This is a genomic window from Yinghuangia sp. ASG 101, from assembly GCF_021165735.1.
Taxonomy (GTDB): Bacteria; Actinomycetota; Actinomycetes; order Streptomycetales; family Streptomycetaceae; genus Yinghuangia.
In genome coordinates this window covers 41,103-53,507 of record NZ_CP088911.1, presented here as the reverse complement: position 1 = coordinate 53,507, position 12,405 = coordinate 41,103, and the positions used below count along the sequence as shown (strand labels likewise).

The following is a 12,405-nucleotide window of genomic DNA, read 5'->3' as shown; positions in this document are numbered from 1 at the left end:
GGGCTCACCTGTTCACGGATGGGAACCGAAGCGTGGGTCGCCTTGATCCGCTCGTATCCTGGCCCGGCACGCCCGCCCCCGACCAGGCCGCGGTGGAACTCCGGTCCTTCCTCGAAGGCCCGCAACACCACTGGCCGCGCGACCCCGGCATCGACTTCCTCACCCAATGGGAGATCTTCGCCGACCGGTTCTTCACCGCCTGACCGGCACGTCACTGCGCCTTCGACCGCTGTCTCCGGCCGGGGCGGACAGGTACACAGCTTGTGTCAGGTGTTGCGACCGCCGTTGACACCGAAGATCTGCCCGGTGATGTAGCCCGCCTCGTCCGACACAAGGAAGGCACACGCGTTGGCGATGTCCTCGGGACGCCCCGAGCGGCGGACCGGCGTGCGCTGGGCGTGCTCGTCGACCGAGCCGCCGAGGAAACCGCTCTTCTCCGCTCTGCGCAGCATCGGGGTGTCGACGAACCCGGGCGGGATCGTGTTCACGGTGACGCCCTTGGGGCCGAACTCCAGCGCCAGGGCCTTGGTCAGGCCCACGACGGCCGACTTCGCGGCGACGTAGTGGGTCATGAACGGCTGGCCCGAGTAGGTGCTCGACGACGAGATGTTGACGATCCGGCCCCACTTGGCCGCGATCATGTCGGGCAGCACCGCCTGGGTGCAGTAGAACGTGCCGTTCAGGTTGACCGCCATGACCCGGTCCCACAGATCATCCGAGATGTTCAGGAACCTGTCGAACTCGGTGACGCCGGCGTTGTTCACGAGCACGAGCACCGGACCCAGCGTGTTGTGCACCTGTTCGACGGCCGCGTTCACCTGAGCGCGGTCCGAGACGTCGACGCTTCCGAAGGCGATTGCCTCGTCGCCCTGGTGGGTGATTTCCTTCGCCACGTTCTCGGCCGCCTCGCCGTTGACGTCGAGGATGGCGACCGTGATTCCGCCGGAGGCCAGGCGGTGGGCGGTGGCCCGCCCGATGCCGGACCCGCCGCCGGTGACAATTGCCGTTCGTCGCTGCGACATTGAACATTCTCCCTTGATCGATGAGCCGCCGGGTTGGCCTGCATCCGAGGGACGCGGTCGGCTGCGACAGCGTTGGGTTCCGTGCGTGTGCCGCGTCCCACGATTCGTCGGTGGGGTGTCGGTCAGACGACGCCTTCTTCGCGCAGCGTCGCGATCTCGGCGGCGGTGCGCCCGAGCAGTTCGCCGAGCACGTCGTCGGTGTCGGAGCCGAGGGCGGGGCCCAGCCAGCGGATCTCACCCGGCGTGTCGGAGAGCATCGGGAGAACGCCGGGAACGGCCAGCGGGCCGATCCGGGAGTCGTGGGTGACGATGTTCTCGCGGTGCGCGTACTGCTCGTCCTCGAAGATGTCCGCGATGGAGTTGAGCGGGCCGCACGGGACGGAGGCCTTGCGGCACCGGTCGATCACCTCGTCGCGCGGCAGCGACGCCACCCAGTCGGCGACGATCCCGTTGACCTGGCCGCGGGCCGCCAACCGGCGTTCCTTGGGGCCGAACTGGTCCTCCGCGGCCAGTTCGGGACGCTCCATGGCACCGGCGAGGCGGGCGAACATGACGTCGTTGGAGCAGGCGATGGCGATCCAGCGCCCGTCCTTCGTCTCGTAGTGGCTGTGCGGGACGACGTTGACGGTGTCGGCGCCCATCCGCTCCCGGACGTAGCCGAACTTCTGGTACGCGGGCACGAGTTCGTCCATCAGCCGGAAGATCGTCTCGTACAGCGCGAGGTCGATGCACTGGCCCTTGCCGGTGGCCTCCCGCGCGCGCAGCGCCAGCAGCACGCCGATGACGCCGTACAGCCCGGTGGTGTAGTCGGCCAGCGACGTCGAGCCGGGGGTCACCGGGGGGCCGTCCGGCTCGCCGGCGAGGTACGCCAGGCCCGAGAAGCCGTGCGCGACGCGGGCGAACCCGGGCAGGTGGTGCAGCGGACCGGTCTGGCCGTACGCGGAGACGCGCACGAGCACCGCGCGCGGGTTCAGCTCCGCGATCGCGTCGTAGCCCAGGCCCCACTTCTCCATCACGCCGGGCCGGAAGTTCTCGATCACGACGTCGGCGGTCTTGATGAGGTCGCGCAGGATCTCCAGACCTCGCGGGTCGCCGAAGTCGAGCGTCACCGACCGCTTGTTGCGGCTTTCGCTGAGCCACACCAGGGTGTCGCCGCACTCCGTGTCGGTGCCGAACCGGCGCAGGTTGTCACCGGTGCGGGGCCGTTCGACCTTGATGATCTCGGCGCCGAACTCGCCGAGCACGGTGGCGCAGTACGGCCCGGCGATGTAGGTGCCGAGGTCCAGGACCCGGATGCCTTCGAGAGCGTGCATGGCGTCAGTCCAACCAAGGTTGTGTGTTGGTCCTGCGGCCGATTTGGAAGATCCAGTCGGCCGCCGAACAGGACAAAGCGCGATGTTGCAACCATCGCCGACGAGTGCACCGGGGAAGGGCGACGATCGGCTGATGTCCCCGCCGGCGCAGGGAGCCAATGCTGTCGCCGTGGGCGGGGACAGCAGCGATGACGGCGTGCAGCGATGTCCCCGCGTCGCCACGCCTCGTTGACGCGCATGGGCCCCGACCGACGGCGAACTCCCGGTCACCAGAACGCTGAAGTGCCACGCCTTCGCGGGCAGTTCACGGCCGCGTTGGCGCCGTCCGCAGAGGACTGCTCCGCTGGTCTGGTGCGGGCTACTGGCCCCATGCCAAGCAAGTCGAAACCAGTCTGCGAACGGCTGGAGCTTCGTCTGCCTCTGTATGGCTGTGAGGTGTCTCGTGTGTCAGGGGCAGACGTAGCCGCCGTCGACAGGCAGGCCCACGCCGGTGATGAACGATGATTCGTCGCTCGCCAGGAAGAGCAGCGCTGCGGCCATTTCCTCGGCGCGGCCCCAGCGGTGCATCGGCTGGGCCTTCATGATGGAGTCGGTCGGCTCGGCGGTCTGGTCGTCGGTGGCCAGGCCGGTCCAGGTCATGCCGGGGCAGATGGCGTTGATGCGGATGTTCTTGGTCGCGTAGTCGAGCGCGGCCGACTTGGTCATCTGCAGCACGCCGCCCTTGGCCGCCGCGTACACCGAGTGCCGCTTCCACCCGACGAGCGACGCGGTCGACGCGGTGTTGACGATCGATCCGCCGCCGGTGCGCAGCATCGACTCGATGCCGTACTTCATCCCGAGGAACACGCTCTTCAGGTTCACCGCGAGAACGTCGTCGAACGTGGCCTCGTCCTGCTCGACGAGGGGCTTGCGCGGCCCGCCGTAGCCGGCGTTGTTGCACAGCACGTCGAGGCGCCCGAACCGGTCCTCGGCGGTGGCGATCATGTTGCGGATGTCGTCGGCGAACTGCACGTCGGCGTGGACGGCGACGGCCGCCGCGCCGATCTGCGCGGCGACCGCGTCTTGCGCGCCGCTGCGGTCCGCGCACACGACCTTCGCGCCCTCGGCGGCGAACAGCAGCGCCGCCGCCTTGCCCATACCGGACCCGGCACCCGTGATGACGGCGACTTTGCCCGCGAGGCGGCCTTGGCTGACCATCGTGGCTTTCAACTCCCTATGGAGAGGGGTACGGGGATCACCAAGGGCCTGCGACGGTGATGCCCCTTCCCCGGGATTCGCACAGCCGGAACTCACCGCAGAATGTCTGAATGAACATCTGTTCAATGAGTGGCCCCATGCCTACCAGGCGGGAAACGGAGGCGTCAACGGGTCACGCCCCGATCGCGCATGCACCCGACCCGCAGCGCCTGCCGCCGCGCCGCGACCGGGCCGCCTCGGGCCGTCCGACTTCCACGGACGCTGTCGCGGTTCTCCGACTGTTCTCTTGCCGGCCTTGTCCGTACATGTAAACAATCGTTCAACGAGATGGCAGTGGCCTGCTTGTGAAGCCCCGATACGCCGAACCTTCATGCCGGCAGGGTCACCCTGGCCGACGGCGCCGGGCAACTCGGCATCCGCTCCTGCGTCCCGACCCGCGACACGGGCTGCGCGCCGACGGCATACAGGTCAAGCTGCGCGGCGCCTGCGTCCACCACGACAATGGCATTCTGGGCGCAGCGGCGTTTCCGGCGGCTGAGGAGCGCGGGTACGGTTGCTGAAAAACGCCGGGTTCAACGCGATCCGGATGTCTCACCGCCCTATGAGGACGGCGATGCCGGACGCCTGCATCCGCCAAGGCATGCTGGTGCTGGACGAGGCGTTCGACATGTCGACAGCTGGACCTGGCCCGGCTTCGAGGTCTACAGCGCCGACGAGGTCGAACTCTTCGTCAACGGAAACCCGTTGGGCCGCCGAACGGTAGGCAGGGCCAACCGCTTCGCACCGAGTTCGACACCGCCTGGCGCCCTGGCGAAATCGTCGCCGTCGCCCACTGCGACAGGCACGAGACCTGCCGAGCCACCCTGCGCACCGCAACAGGCCACCCTGCGGCTTCGCGTCGACACCGCGCAGCCCGCCATCGCCGCGACGGGCCGCGCTGTCACCCGTATCACCCCCACTGACGCCCACAACACTCCCCACACCGCCGCCGATCGACCGGTACGCGTCGAACTCTTCGGCCTCGCCACCCTCCAAGGCTTCGGCGGCGCCGACCCGTTCACCGAAAGGGCGCTTCGACACCACCGAACGCCGTACCCACGAAGGCTGGCCCTCGTCGAATCCGACCAACCAGACCAAAACGGATCCGCATCCGCGCCTCGGCGGCGGAGTGCGCCTCAGGCCGCGCCGGCCCCGCACCCCGGCCGGCCGACTGCTCCATAGCGGGACAGTGTTGCGCTTGACCATCCCCAACGGCACAACTGTTGCGAACTGACACCGACCGGGCGACGTCTTGCGTCCGACGCCCACCTCGCCTACCACGACGACCGAACAAACGCACGACGTAGGACGCGGCCCTATGCGTTGGGGAGTTGTGCCTGCCGGAGGGTTGTGATCGCTTGACCGACGGGGGTTCCCCCCGAGAAGTGGACACCGGTTTATGTGTTTTTGCGGCGAGTGTGAGTGTAGCCGCGTGCTGTGTTTCGTAGGCGATGGGGCTGAGTTGTCCGTTGTGTTTGTGTCGTCGCCAGGTGTTGTAGCGGTTGATCCATCGGAAGACAGCCTGTCGGCATGCCTGCGGGCCGTCGAACCGACGTGCGCCTTGCAGGAGTTCGCGTTTGAGCGACGCGTGGAAGCTCTCGCAGGCGGCGTTGTCCGCCGAGGTGCCGACCGCGCCCATCGAGCGGGTGACGCCCAACTCCGCGCACAGGCCGACGAATTCCTTTGCTTGGTACTGGGCTCCGTGGTCGCTGTGGAAGATCGCACCGGTCAGGTCGCCGCGGGTGGCCGCGGTGGCGTTGAGTGCGTCGGCGACGAGTTCCGTGCGCATGTGGTCCGCGATCGACCAGCCCGTCACCCGGCGTGAGTGGCAGTCGATGACGGTGGCCAGGTGGAGGAACTCGCCGTCGCCGACCGGGAGATACGTGATGTCTCCCATGTACTTGCGGTTGGGGGCGGTGGCGGCGAAGTCGCGTCGGAACAGGTCCGGGACCGGTGTCGGGTCCTGGGCGGGGACGGTGGTGCGGGCCTTCCTGCGCAGGTGCACGCCGACGATCCCGAAGGTTCGCATGACGCGGGCGACCCGTTTCGCGTTGACCGCCGTACCCGCCTCGCGCAGCTCGGCGGTGATGCGCGGGGCACCGTAGGTGTGGTCGGACTCGGCGTGGATCCGCCTGATCTCGCCGGCGAGTTCGGTGTCGGCAGCGCGGCGCGCGGCCCGGGTGTCGGCGCCGGAGCGCCATTTGTAGAAGCTGGAGCGGGCAACTTCCAGGAGGTGGCACAGCCGCTTGACCGGGTAGGTCTCGTGGTGGTCCTCGATGGACCGGAAGCGGCCTACCAGGTCATCTCCGAGGCGAAAAACTTCGTGGCCTTCCGCAGGATGTCGCGTTCCATCGCGAGGGTGGCGTTGTCCTTGCGGGCGGCGGCGAGCTCGGCCTCCAACGCGGCGATCCGCGCACGCAGTTCCTCGGGCGTCGTGGTCTCGCCGATCTCCGTGCCCCTCCCACTCGCACCCGGCGCACCGCCGGCGGCGGTGCGGTTCCACTTCCGCAGGGTCTCCGCCTGAATTCCCAGGTCACGCGCGATCTGCGAGATCGTGTGCGCCGGATCCGAACGGTACAAAGCGACCGCATCAGCCCTGAACTCGGACGAGTAGACCTTCCTCACCATGAGACGACCCTCCACGCCGACCCGCACCGGGGTCAGCATCACGGTGTCCGTCAAAGCGGATCAAGCCCAGATGCGGCGTTCGCGAGCCATCGGTTCCGATCCCTGTGGCGAGGCCTGACCGTACGGGTTTCCGCGGGGCCGGGGTGTGGTTTTCCGCAGGTGAAGTCGGTGCTCACCCTCATGGTCGGCGCCGTGCCGGTCCTGAAGGCTTCTCGTACCGGAGATGCGTGCCGGGCCGGACGAGACCGGTCCGGCGCATGCCGGGTCGAGTGGAAGGCCGGTGGGACGGTGCGGAGGAGGACGAGGCGCATGCCGATCGCGGTCGCAGGGGCCGAAGCGGCAAAGGAGTCGGCGTCTGTCGCGGCGCGGGTGCGTGGGTTGGTCAAGGAGTACGGTGCCGGCGGTGCCCGGGTGGTGGCTCTCGACGGGGTCGACCTGGATGTCTTCCGGGGAGAACTCACCGCGATCATGGGGCCGTCCGGGTCGGGCAAGTCCACGCTCATGCACTGCCTGGCTGCCCTGGCCGCCCCCGATCGGGGTGATGTGTGGATCGGTGGCACCGCCGTGTCGGGGCTCGACGACGACGGGACGAGTGCGTTGCGGCGCGACCGGATCGGTTTTGTCTTCCAGGCGTTCAACCTGGTGCCCACGCTCACGGTGTCGGAGAACGTCACGCTGCCGAGTGATCTCGCGGGTCGTCGTCTCGACCGGGCCTACCTCGGCCGCGTGATCGAGGCGACCGGCTTGGCCGGGCGCTTGGCGCACCGGCCTGCGGAGTTGTCCGGCGGGCAGCAACAACGTGTGGCGGTCGCTCGGGCGTTGGCCGCGCGACCGGAGATCGTGTTCGCCGACGAGCCGACCGGCAACCTGGACTCGCGGGCACGCGGGGAGATTCTGGACCTGCTCCGCGAGGGGGTCGACACGCTCGGCCAGACCGTGGTCATGGTGACGCACGACCCGACGGCGGCGGCGTACGCGGATCGTGTTGTCTTCCTCGCCGACGGCCGCATCGCGGGCGACATGCGGGCGCCGACGGCCGATGCCGTGCTCGACCGGATGATGCGGTTCGACGCCCGCACCGGCGGCACTTCCGCGGGGGCCGGGAGGGATGGTGCGGGTACGCGGCCGGGCCGGCGGCGCGGCGGCGCTCAGGACGGCGGCCACGGAAACGGTGCGGCCCAATGGCGCTGACACGTATAGCGCTGCGGGAGGTCGCGGCACACAAGGCCCGTATGGTGTTGGCCCTTCTCGCGGTCGCGCTCGGGACGGCGTTCGTCGCCGGGACCCTGGTGTTCCGGGACACCGTCCACGCGTCGGAACAGGCCGCGGCCGCGTCGTCCGCCGCGGACGTCACCGTGGTTCCGCGGAGCGGCACCGCAGACCACCAGGGCGGCACCGGGCTGCCGCAGACGCTGGCCGCGTCGGTCCGTGACGAAGCGGCTCGGGCATCAGGCGCCCTCAGCGCCGTGGGGCGGGTGTCCGTACCCGACGTCACGGTGGTGTTCGCGCATGACGGCGTGCAGCAATCGGCAGCAGTGACCGCTGCGGACTGGCCGACGGCCCCGTCGTCCCAGATGTACGTCGCCGAGGGCCGTGCGCCCGCCGACAGCACCGAGGCAGCCCTGACGGCAGGGGAGGCTCGCGGCCTCGACGTGCGAGTCGGGGACCGAATCCGCGTGCTCGCGGTTCCCGGAGCCTTTGAGGTCACGGTCGTGGGCATCGCAGAGTCGCGCGGCGAGCGCGTCGATGCGGGTGTGTATCTCGACACGGTCGCCGCACAGCGCCGACTGCTCGGTGCAGTCGACCAGTTCACGTCCGTCGCGGTGACCGCTGCTCCGGGCGTGTCCGATGAGCGGCTCAAACAGCACGTATACGGTGTGCTGGCGGATCCGGCGCGCCACACCGTGCGCACACGTGACGAGGAAGCCGAAACCCGCAGCGGCGCCGCGGCGGCCACCGCCGATCTCGTGGCGTACGTCATGCTCGGTTTCGCCGGGATCTCCCTGCTGGTGGGAGTCTTCCTGATCGGCAACACCTTCTCGATGCTGGCTGCGGCACGCACGCGGCACAGCGGCCTCCTCCGTGCCTTGGGTGCCGCCCGCAAGCAGGTCCGGCGGCTCGCCCTCGCCGAGGCCGTCGTCGTCGGCGCCGCGGGGGCGACGGCGGGCCTGGGCATGGGCATCGGTTTCGCGGTCCTTCTGGTGAGTATGAGTGGGAGTCTCACCGACGGCGCCGACCTCAGCGGTGGCCTGGTGCTGCGCTGGCCGACGCCGGTGGCCGTGTACGCGGTCGGGTTGCTGACCACACTCGCAGCCGCTTGGCTACCCGCGCGCCGCTCCGGGCGCGTCCCTCCCATGACCGCCCTGACCCGAGCCGCGCTGCCCGAGGCGGCGCGCTCATTGCGCACCCGCAATCGCCTGGCGGCCGCCGCCGGCGCGGCAGGGGTCGTCGCGCTTGTCCTCGCGGGCACGACCAGTGCGGTCGATCAGGTGACGCTTCTGGGCGCGGGAATCCTGCTTACTTTGGTGGGCATGGTCGCGGGAGCGCCCGTGCTGTGCGTGGTGGCCTTGCGCGTCGTCGGCCCGATGATCACGCGCCGCCGCGACCCGGTGGGGCGGCTCGCGCGGGGCAACGCGGTCCGCGACGCGCGCCGCACCGGAACGACCGCGGCGGCGCTGATGATCGGCCTGTCCCTGGTCGGCTTCCTCGCCCTGATCGCGTCATCGCTGGTGGCCTCGGTCGACGGCCAACTCGATCGGACGATGCGCGCCGACTACTTCGTCATGTCGGATCGGCCCATGACCGCATCGGTCGCCCGCACGTTGCAGGACACCCCCGGTCTGGAGAGGGTCACGCCCCAAAAGACCGTCCGCGCGGACCTGATCACCGAACACGGCACAGCGGCGAACCAGGATCTGACGGCGACCACAGCCGACTTCGCCGAGGACTTCCGCCTGCGGTTCGTCGCGGGAAACACCGACAGCACACTCGCGGAAGCCGGGCCCGACAACAGCGGAGCCGGTGCCTCACCTGGGATCACCGTCTCGCAAGACATGGCGGAGACCCACCACCTGAAGGTCGGTGACCCCCTTCAGGTCCGATTCCACGGCGGCTCGACCGCGCGCGTCGTGGTCGGCGGGATCGTCCGTGACGGCGACCTGTTCTCCTCCGGCGCCACGTACATCGGCCTCGGCACCGTCGCGGCGAACCTGCCCCCCGACCAGATGCCGCTCGATGATGTCTATTTCGCCACCGCGGCGGTCGGCGCCGACCGCACCGAGGTCTATCGGGCACTCGCCCGCAACCTCGAACCGTTTCCCCACGTGAAGGTCCGCGACCAGGACAGCTACAAACAGGCCCTGCACGACTCGGTCGGCACCGCGCTTTACCTCGTGTACGCCCTGTTGGCGCTCGCCGTCGTGGTGGCTGTGCTCGGCGTCGTCAACACCCTCGCCCTGTCCGTCATCGAGCGCACGCGCGAACTCGGACTTCTGCGCGCGGTCGGAATGACCCGACGCCAAATCCGGCGGATGATCCGCACGGAATCCGTCGTCATTGCCGTGGTCGGCGCTGTGCTGGGGGTGACCTTGGGGCTGACCTGGGGCGTCGTCTGCCGGAGCGCGCTGTCCGACCGGGGCCTGGATACTCTGGTCGTCCCCTGGGCGACCATCGCGGCGGTGCTGGTCGGCGCTGTTCTGACCGGCGTGGCCGCGGCGTGGATCCCGGCCCGCAGAGCGGCCCGCATGGACGTGCTCGCGGCCATCGCGTCAGACGGATGAAATCGCAGTCGTGGATCCGGCAATTGGGGTGCGGAAGAGGGAGGCAACCGGTGACAGCGTGGCCCGACGATGACGTCACCACACACCGCCGATCGCTTCCCCGCCGGATCACACGAGGAGCAGCGGTGGCGGCGACACTCGCAGCCGGCGCCGCCACCGCCCTTCTCGGACTCGTATTTCTCCTCGTGGCCGGTCTGTTGTACGCGGGCGGGGCCGCCGCAGGACTCCTGTACCGCCGCGCTGATTTCTCCGCCGACGGGCCCCCGCCACGCCGCGCCGCCGAGCGATGGATCCGACACGGCGCCCTGCGGCTGACCCGCCTCGAACACCGCCGCCTCGCGCACCGGAATCAGAAGTCCCGTGGAACGCCCGTCCAGCCCGCCGCTACCGCGCGACTGGTCCGCCGCCTCGCCACCCGGATCCCCGTCGGGCTGCTCGGCGGAGCCGTCCTCGCGCTCACCGCGTGCGGAGCGGGCATGGCGACCGTCATGCTCGGCGCGTGGCTCGCGGGCAGCTCGGACACCGCCACCTCCGACGTGCTGATCCTCGCGCCGCTCGCCGCGGTATTGCTCTACCTCGTGATACGAGGTCTCACCGGTATCGCTCAGACCGAACGCGCAATTGCCCAGCGCTTCCTGGCACCGACCGCTCGAGAGGCGCTCAACCGCCGCATCGACGAACTCGCCGCAAGCCGCGCGGGTGTCATGGAAGCCGTACACGAAGAACGCCGCCGCATCGAACGCGACCTCCACGACGGCGTCCAGCAACGCCTGGTCGCACTCGGCATACTGCTCGGACGGGCCCGGCGCGTCACCGACCCGGCACGTGCGGACGACCTCTTGCGTCAAGCCCATGAACAATCCCAACAAGCCCTGACAGACCTGCGCGAAGTCGCCTGGCGCATCCATCCGGCAGCGCTCGACGACGGCGATCTGCGCACCGTTCTGGATGGCGTCGTCGACCGTACTCCGATCCGCGTCGCGCTGGACTACGACGTCGACCCGGAACCGCCGCCCATCACCGCGACGGCCGCCTACTTCGTCGTCGCCGAGGCGCTGACCAACGCGGCCAAGCACGCGGGCGCCGACGCGGTCGCGGTGTCGGTGACCCGGCACGCCAACGGCGGAGACCGTCTGCGGATCCGCGTGGTCGACGACGGTTCGGGCGGCGCCGACCCGTCCGGCGGCGGCCTGTCCGGACTGGCACGCAGGGTCGCCGCACTGGACGGCACCTTCCACGTCCACAGCCCGATCGGCGGGCCGACCACCATCATCGCGGAGCTGCCATGCGGATAGTCCTCGCCGACGACTCGGCGCTGCTGCGCGAAGGGCTCGCCCGGCTCCTCGCTGACGAAGGCCACGACGTCGTCGCCGGAGTGGGCGACGGCGACGCCATGGTCGAAGCCGTGGCCCGACACCAACCGGACGTCGTGGTCGCCGACGTGCGCATGCCGCCCACCCATACCGACGAGGGCCTACGTGCCGCCCTGGAGGTACGGCGTATCTCACCGGGAGTGGGCGTCCTCGTGCTGTCCCAATACGTCGAGAAGCGCTACGCCATCGAACTGCTGACCGGGGGCGCCACCGCCGTCGGATACCTCCTCAAAGACCGCGTCGCCCACGTCGACGACTTCCTGGCCGCCTTGGACCGGGTCGCCGCCGGCGGCGCCGCCTTCGACCCCGAGGTCGTCCGCCAACTCCTCGCCCGCACCACCCACAGCGATCCGCTCGACAGCCTCACCCCACGCGAACACGACGTCCTGGCACGCATGGCCGAAGGCTGCACCAACGCGGGCATCGCCGAGGAACTCCACGTGTCACGAAGCGCGGTCGAGAAACATGTCAACGCCATCTTCGACAAGCTCACCCTGCCCCGATTAAGCACCCACAGCCGCCGCATCCTGGCGATCCTGCGCTACCTGAGCTCGTAACGCCCGCACCAACCCGGATGGACGCAGCCGTCGCCACGAGCAGCGGACGCACGACACGCGACCCTCCCCGAGAACCACGGGATTCGATTCACCCGTCCACTGCTCCGAAACGGCGCACTTCCCTGGTATTTCATGCACAACGGACTCCAGCCCACGGTGCTCAGCCTGCAGGGCATGGACTCGTCGGCCTTCGGCTCACGTGAGTACTTCGACTACGTGATCCCCGCCGGTGCCGACACCGTCGATGCCCGGCAGGCCACTCGACTGTTGAACGCCGTCCCCCCGGCGGCGCCTCGGGCGACGCCATCGCCGTGACCCCGAGGAAGGCCTACCTCATCCACTGGTCCACGCCGGAGCACACGTCACCTCGCTACTTCACCAAGCCCACGGTGGTCCCCTCGTTGACGACGGCATCTGAGTCGTTGCGGAGGAGGGCCGCAAAACCTTGGACTGCCGGCGGCCCGTGGTCGAGGGCGCGTCGGTCCAGGCGGCGAGGC

10 protein-coding genes and 1 pseudogene are annotated in these 12,405 nt (G+C 69.5%); 7 read left to right on the top strand and 4 right to left on the bottom strand.

Going from position 1 to position 12,405, the window contains the following annotated elements:
* The first annotated feature begins 32 nt into the window (after window positions 1-32).
* Window positions 33-203, top strand: coding sequence for a hypothetical protein (locus LO772_RS00275; protein ID WP_231776242.1), 171 nt, complete (start codon window positions 33-35; stop codon window positions 201-203).
* Window positions 204-266: 63 nt separating this feature from the next.
* On the opposite strand, the gene LO772_RS00270 is transcribed toward LO772_RS00275, so the two are convergent.
* The 3 genes from LO772_RS00270 to LO772_RS00260 form a co-directional block, all read right to left on the bottom strand.
* Window positions 267-1,022 (bottom strand): SDR family NAD(P)-dependent oxidoreductase, encoded by a 756-nt coding sequence (locus tag LO772_RS00270; protein ID WP_231776241.1) that lies wholly within the window; start codon window positions 1,020-1,022, stop codon window positions 267-269.
* A 122-nt stretch (window positions 1,023-1,144) separates the two neighbouring features.
* Window positions 1,145-2,335 carry a CaiB/BaiF CoA transferase family protein gene (locus tag LO772_RS00265; protein WP_231776240.1) on the bottom strand — a complete coding sequence of 397 codons (1,191 nt, stop codon included), beginning with the start codon at window positions 2,333-2,335 and terminating at the stop codon, window positions 1,145-1,147.
* 447 nt (window positions 2,336-2,782) lie between these two features.
* Entirely contained in the window at window positions 2,783-3,532 is a 750-nt protein-coding gene (locus LO772_RS00260; protein ID WP_231776239.1) for an SDR family NAD(P)-dependent oxidoreductase, read from the bottom strand.
* A 586-nt stretch (window positions 3,533-4,118) separates the two neighbouring features.
* Here LO772_RS00260 and LO772_RS00255 point away from each other — a divergent pair.
* On the top strand, window positions 4,119-4,295 hold the full coding sequence (locus LO772_RS00255) for a hypothetical protein (RefSeq protein WP_331717360.1): 177 nt from the start codon (window positions 4,119-4,121) through the stop codon (window positions 4,293-4,295).
* Between the two features lie 684 nt (window positions 4,296-4,979).
* On the opposite strand, the pseudogene LO772_RS00250 reads toward LO772_RS00255, so the two are convergent.
* Window positions 4,980-6,199: pseudogene (locus LO772_RS00250) on the bottom strand (IS3 family transposase); the annotation flags it as partial.
* Window positions 6,200-6,508: 309 nt separating this feature from the next.
* On the opposite strand from LO772_RS00250, the gene LO772_RS00245 reads away from it, so the two are divergent.
* The 5 genes from LO772_RS00245 to LO772_RS00225 all read left to right on the top strand — a co-directional run bounded on the left by LO772_RS00245 (window position 6,509) and on the right by LO772_RS00225 (window position 12,223).
* Entirely contained in the window at window positions 6,509-7,390 is an 882-nt protein-coding gene (locus LO772_RS00245) for an ABC transporter ATP-binding protein (protein ID WP_231776238.1), read from the top strand.
* The gene (locus LO772_RS00240; RefSeq protein WP_231776237.1) at window positions 7,381-9,978 is read left to right on the top strand and encodes an ABC transporter permease; all 2,598 of its coding nucleotides are present in this window, start codon (window positions 7,381-7,383) and stop codon (window positions 9,976-9,978) included. Before LO772_RS00245 ends, LO772_RS00240 begins: the two co-directional genes overlap by 10 nt.
* 125 nt (window positions 9,979-10,103) lie before the next feature.
* Entirely contained in the window at window positions 10,104-11,273 is a 1,170-nt protein-coding gene (locus LO772_RS00235) for a sensor histidine kinase (protein WP_231776236.1), read from the top strand.
* Window positions 11,264-11,908 (top strand): response regulator transcription factor, encoded by a 645-nt coding sequence (locus LO772_RS00230; RefSeq protein ID WP_231776235.1) that lies wholly within the window; start codon window positions 11,264-11,266, stop codon window positions 11,906-11,908. Before LO772_RS00235 ends, LO772_RS00230 begins: the two co-directional genes overlap by 10 nt.
* A 132-nt stretch (window positions 11,909-12,040) precedes the next feature.
* Entirely contained in the window at window positions 12,041-12,223 is a 183-nt protein-coding gene (locus LO772_RS00225; RefSeq protein ID WP_231776234.1) for a hypothetical protein, read from the top strand.
* Window positions 12,224-12,405: the final 182 nt, after the last annotated feature.

What these genes read in the sequence shown, in the direction of transcription:
- LO772_RS00265 (WP_231776240.1), bottom strand. Translation starts at nt 2,335, where the DNA reads ATGCACGCTCTCGAAGGCATCCGGGTCCTGGACCTCGGCACCTACATC.
- LO772_RS00230 (WP_231776235.1), top strand. Translation starts at nt 11,264, where the DNA reads ATGCGGATAGTCCTCGCCGACGACTCGGCGCTGCTGCGCGAAGGGCTC.
- LO772_RS00240 (WP_231776237.1), top strand. Translation starts at nt 7,381, where the DNA reads ATGGCGCTGACACGTATAGCGCTGCGGGAGGTCGCGGCACACAAGGCC.
- LO772_RS00270 (WP_231776241.1), bottom strand. Translation starts at nt 1,022, where the DNA reads ATGTCGCAGCGACGAACGGCAATTGTCACCGGCGGCGGGTCCGGCATC.
- LO772_RS00255 (WP_331717360.1), top strand. Translation starts at nt 4,119, where the DNA reads ATGTCTCACCGCCCTATGAGGACGGCGATGCCGGACGCCTGCATCCGC.
- LO772_RS00245 (WP_231776238.1), top strand. Translation starts at nt 6,509, where the DNA reads ATGCCGATCGCGGTCGCAGGGGCCGAAGCGGCAAAGGAGTCGGCGTCT.
- LO772_RS00260 (WP_231776239.1), bottom strand. Translation starts at nt 3,532, where the DNA reads ATGGTCAGCCAAGGCCGCCTCGCGGGCAAAGTCGCCGTCATCACGGGT.
- LO772_RS00225 (WP_231776234.1), top strand. Translation starts at nt 12,041, where the DNA reads ATGCACAACGGACTCCAGCCCACGGTGCTCAGCCTGCAGGGCATGGAC.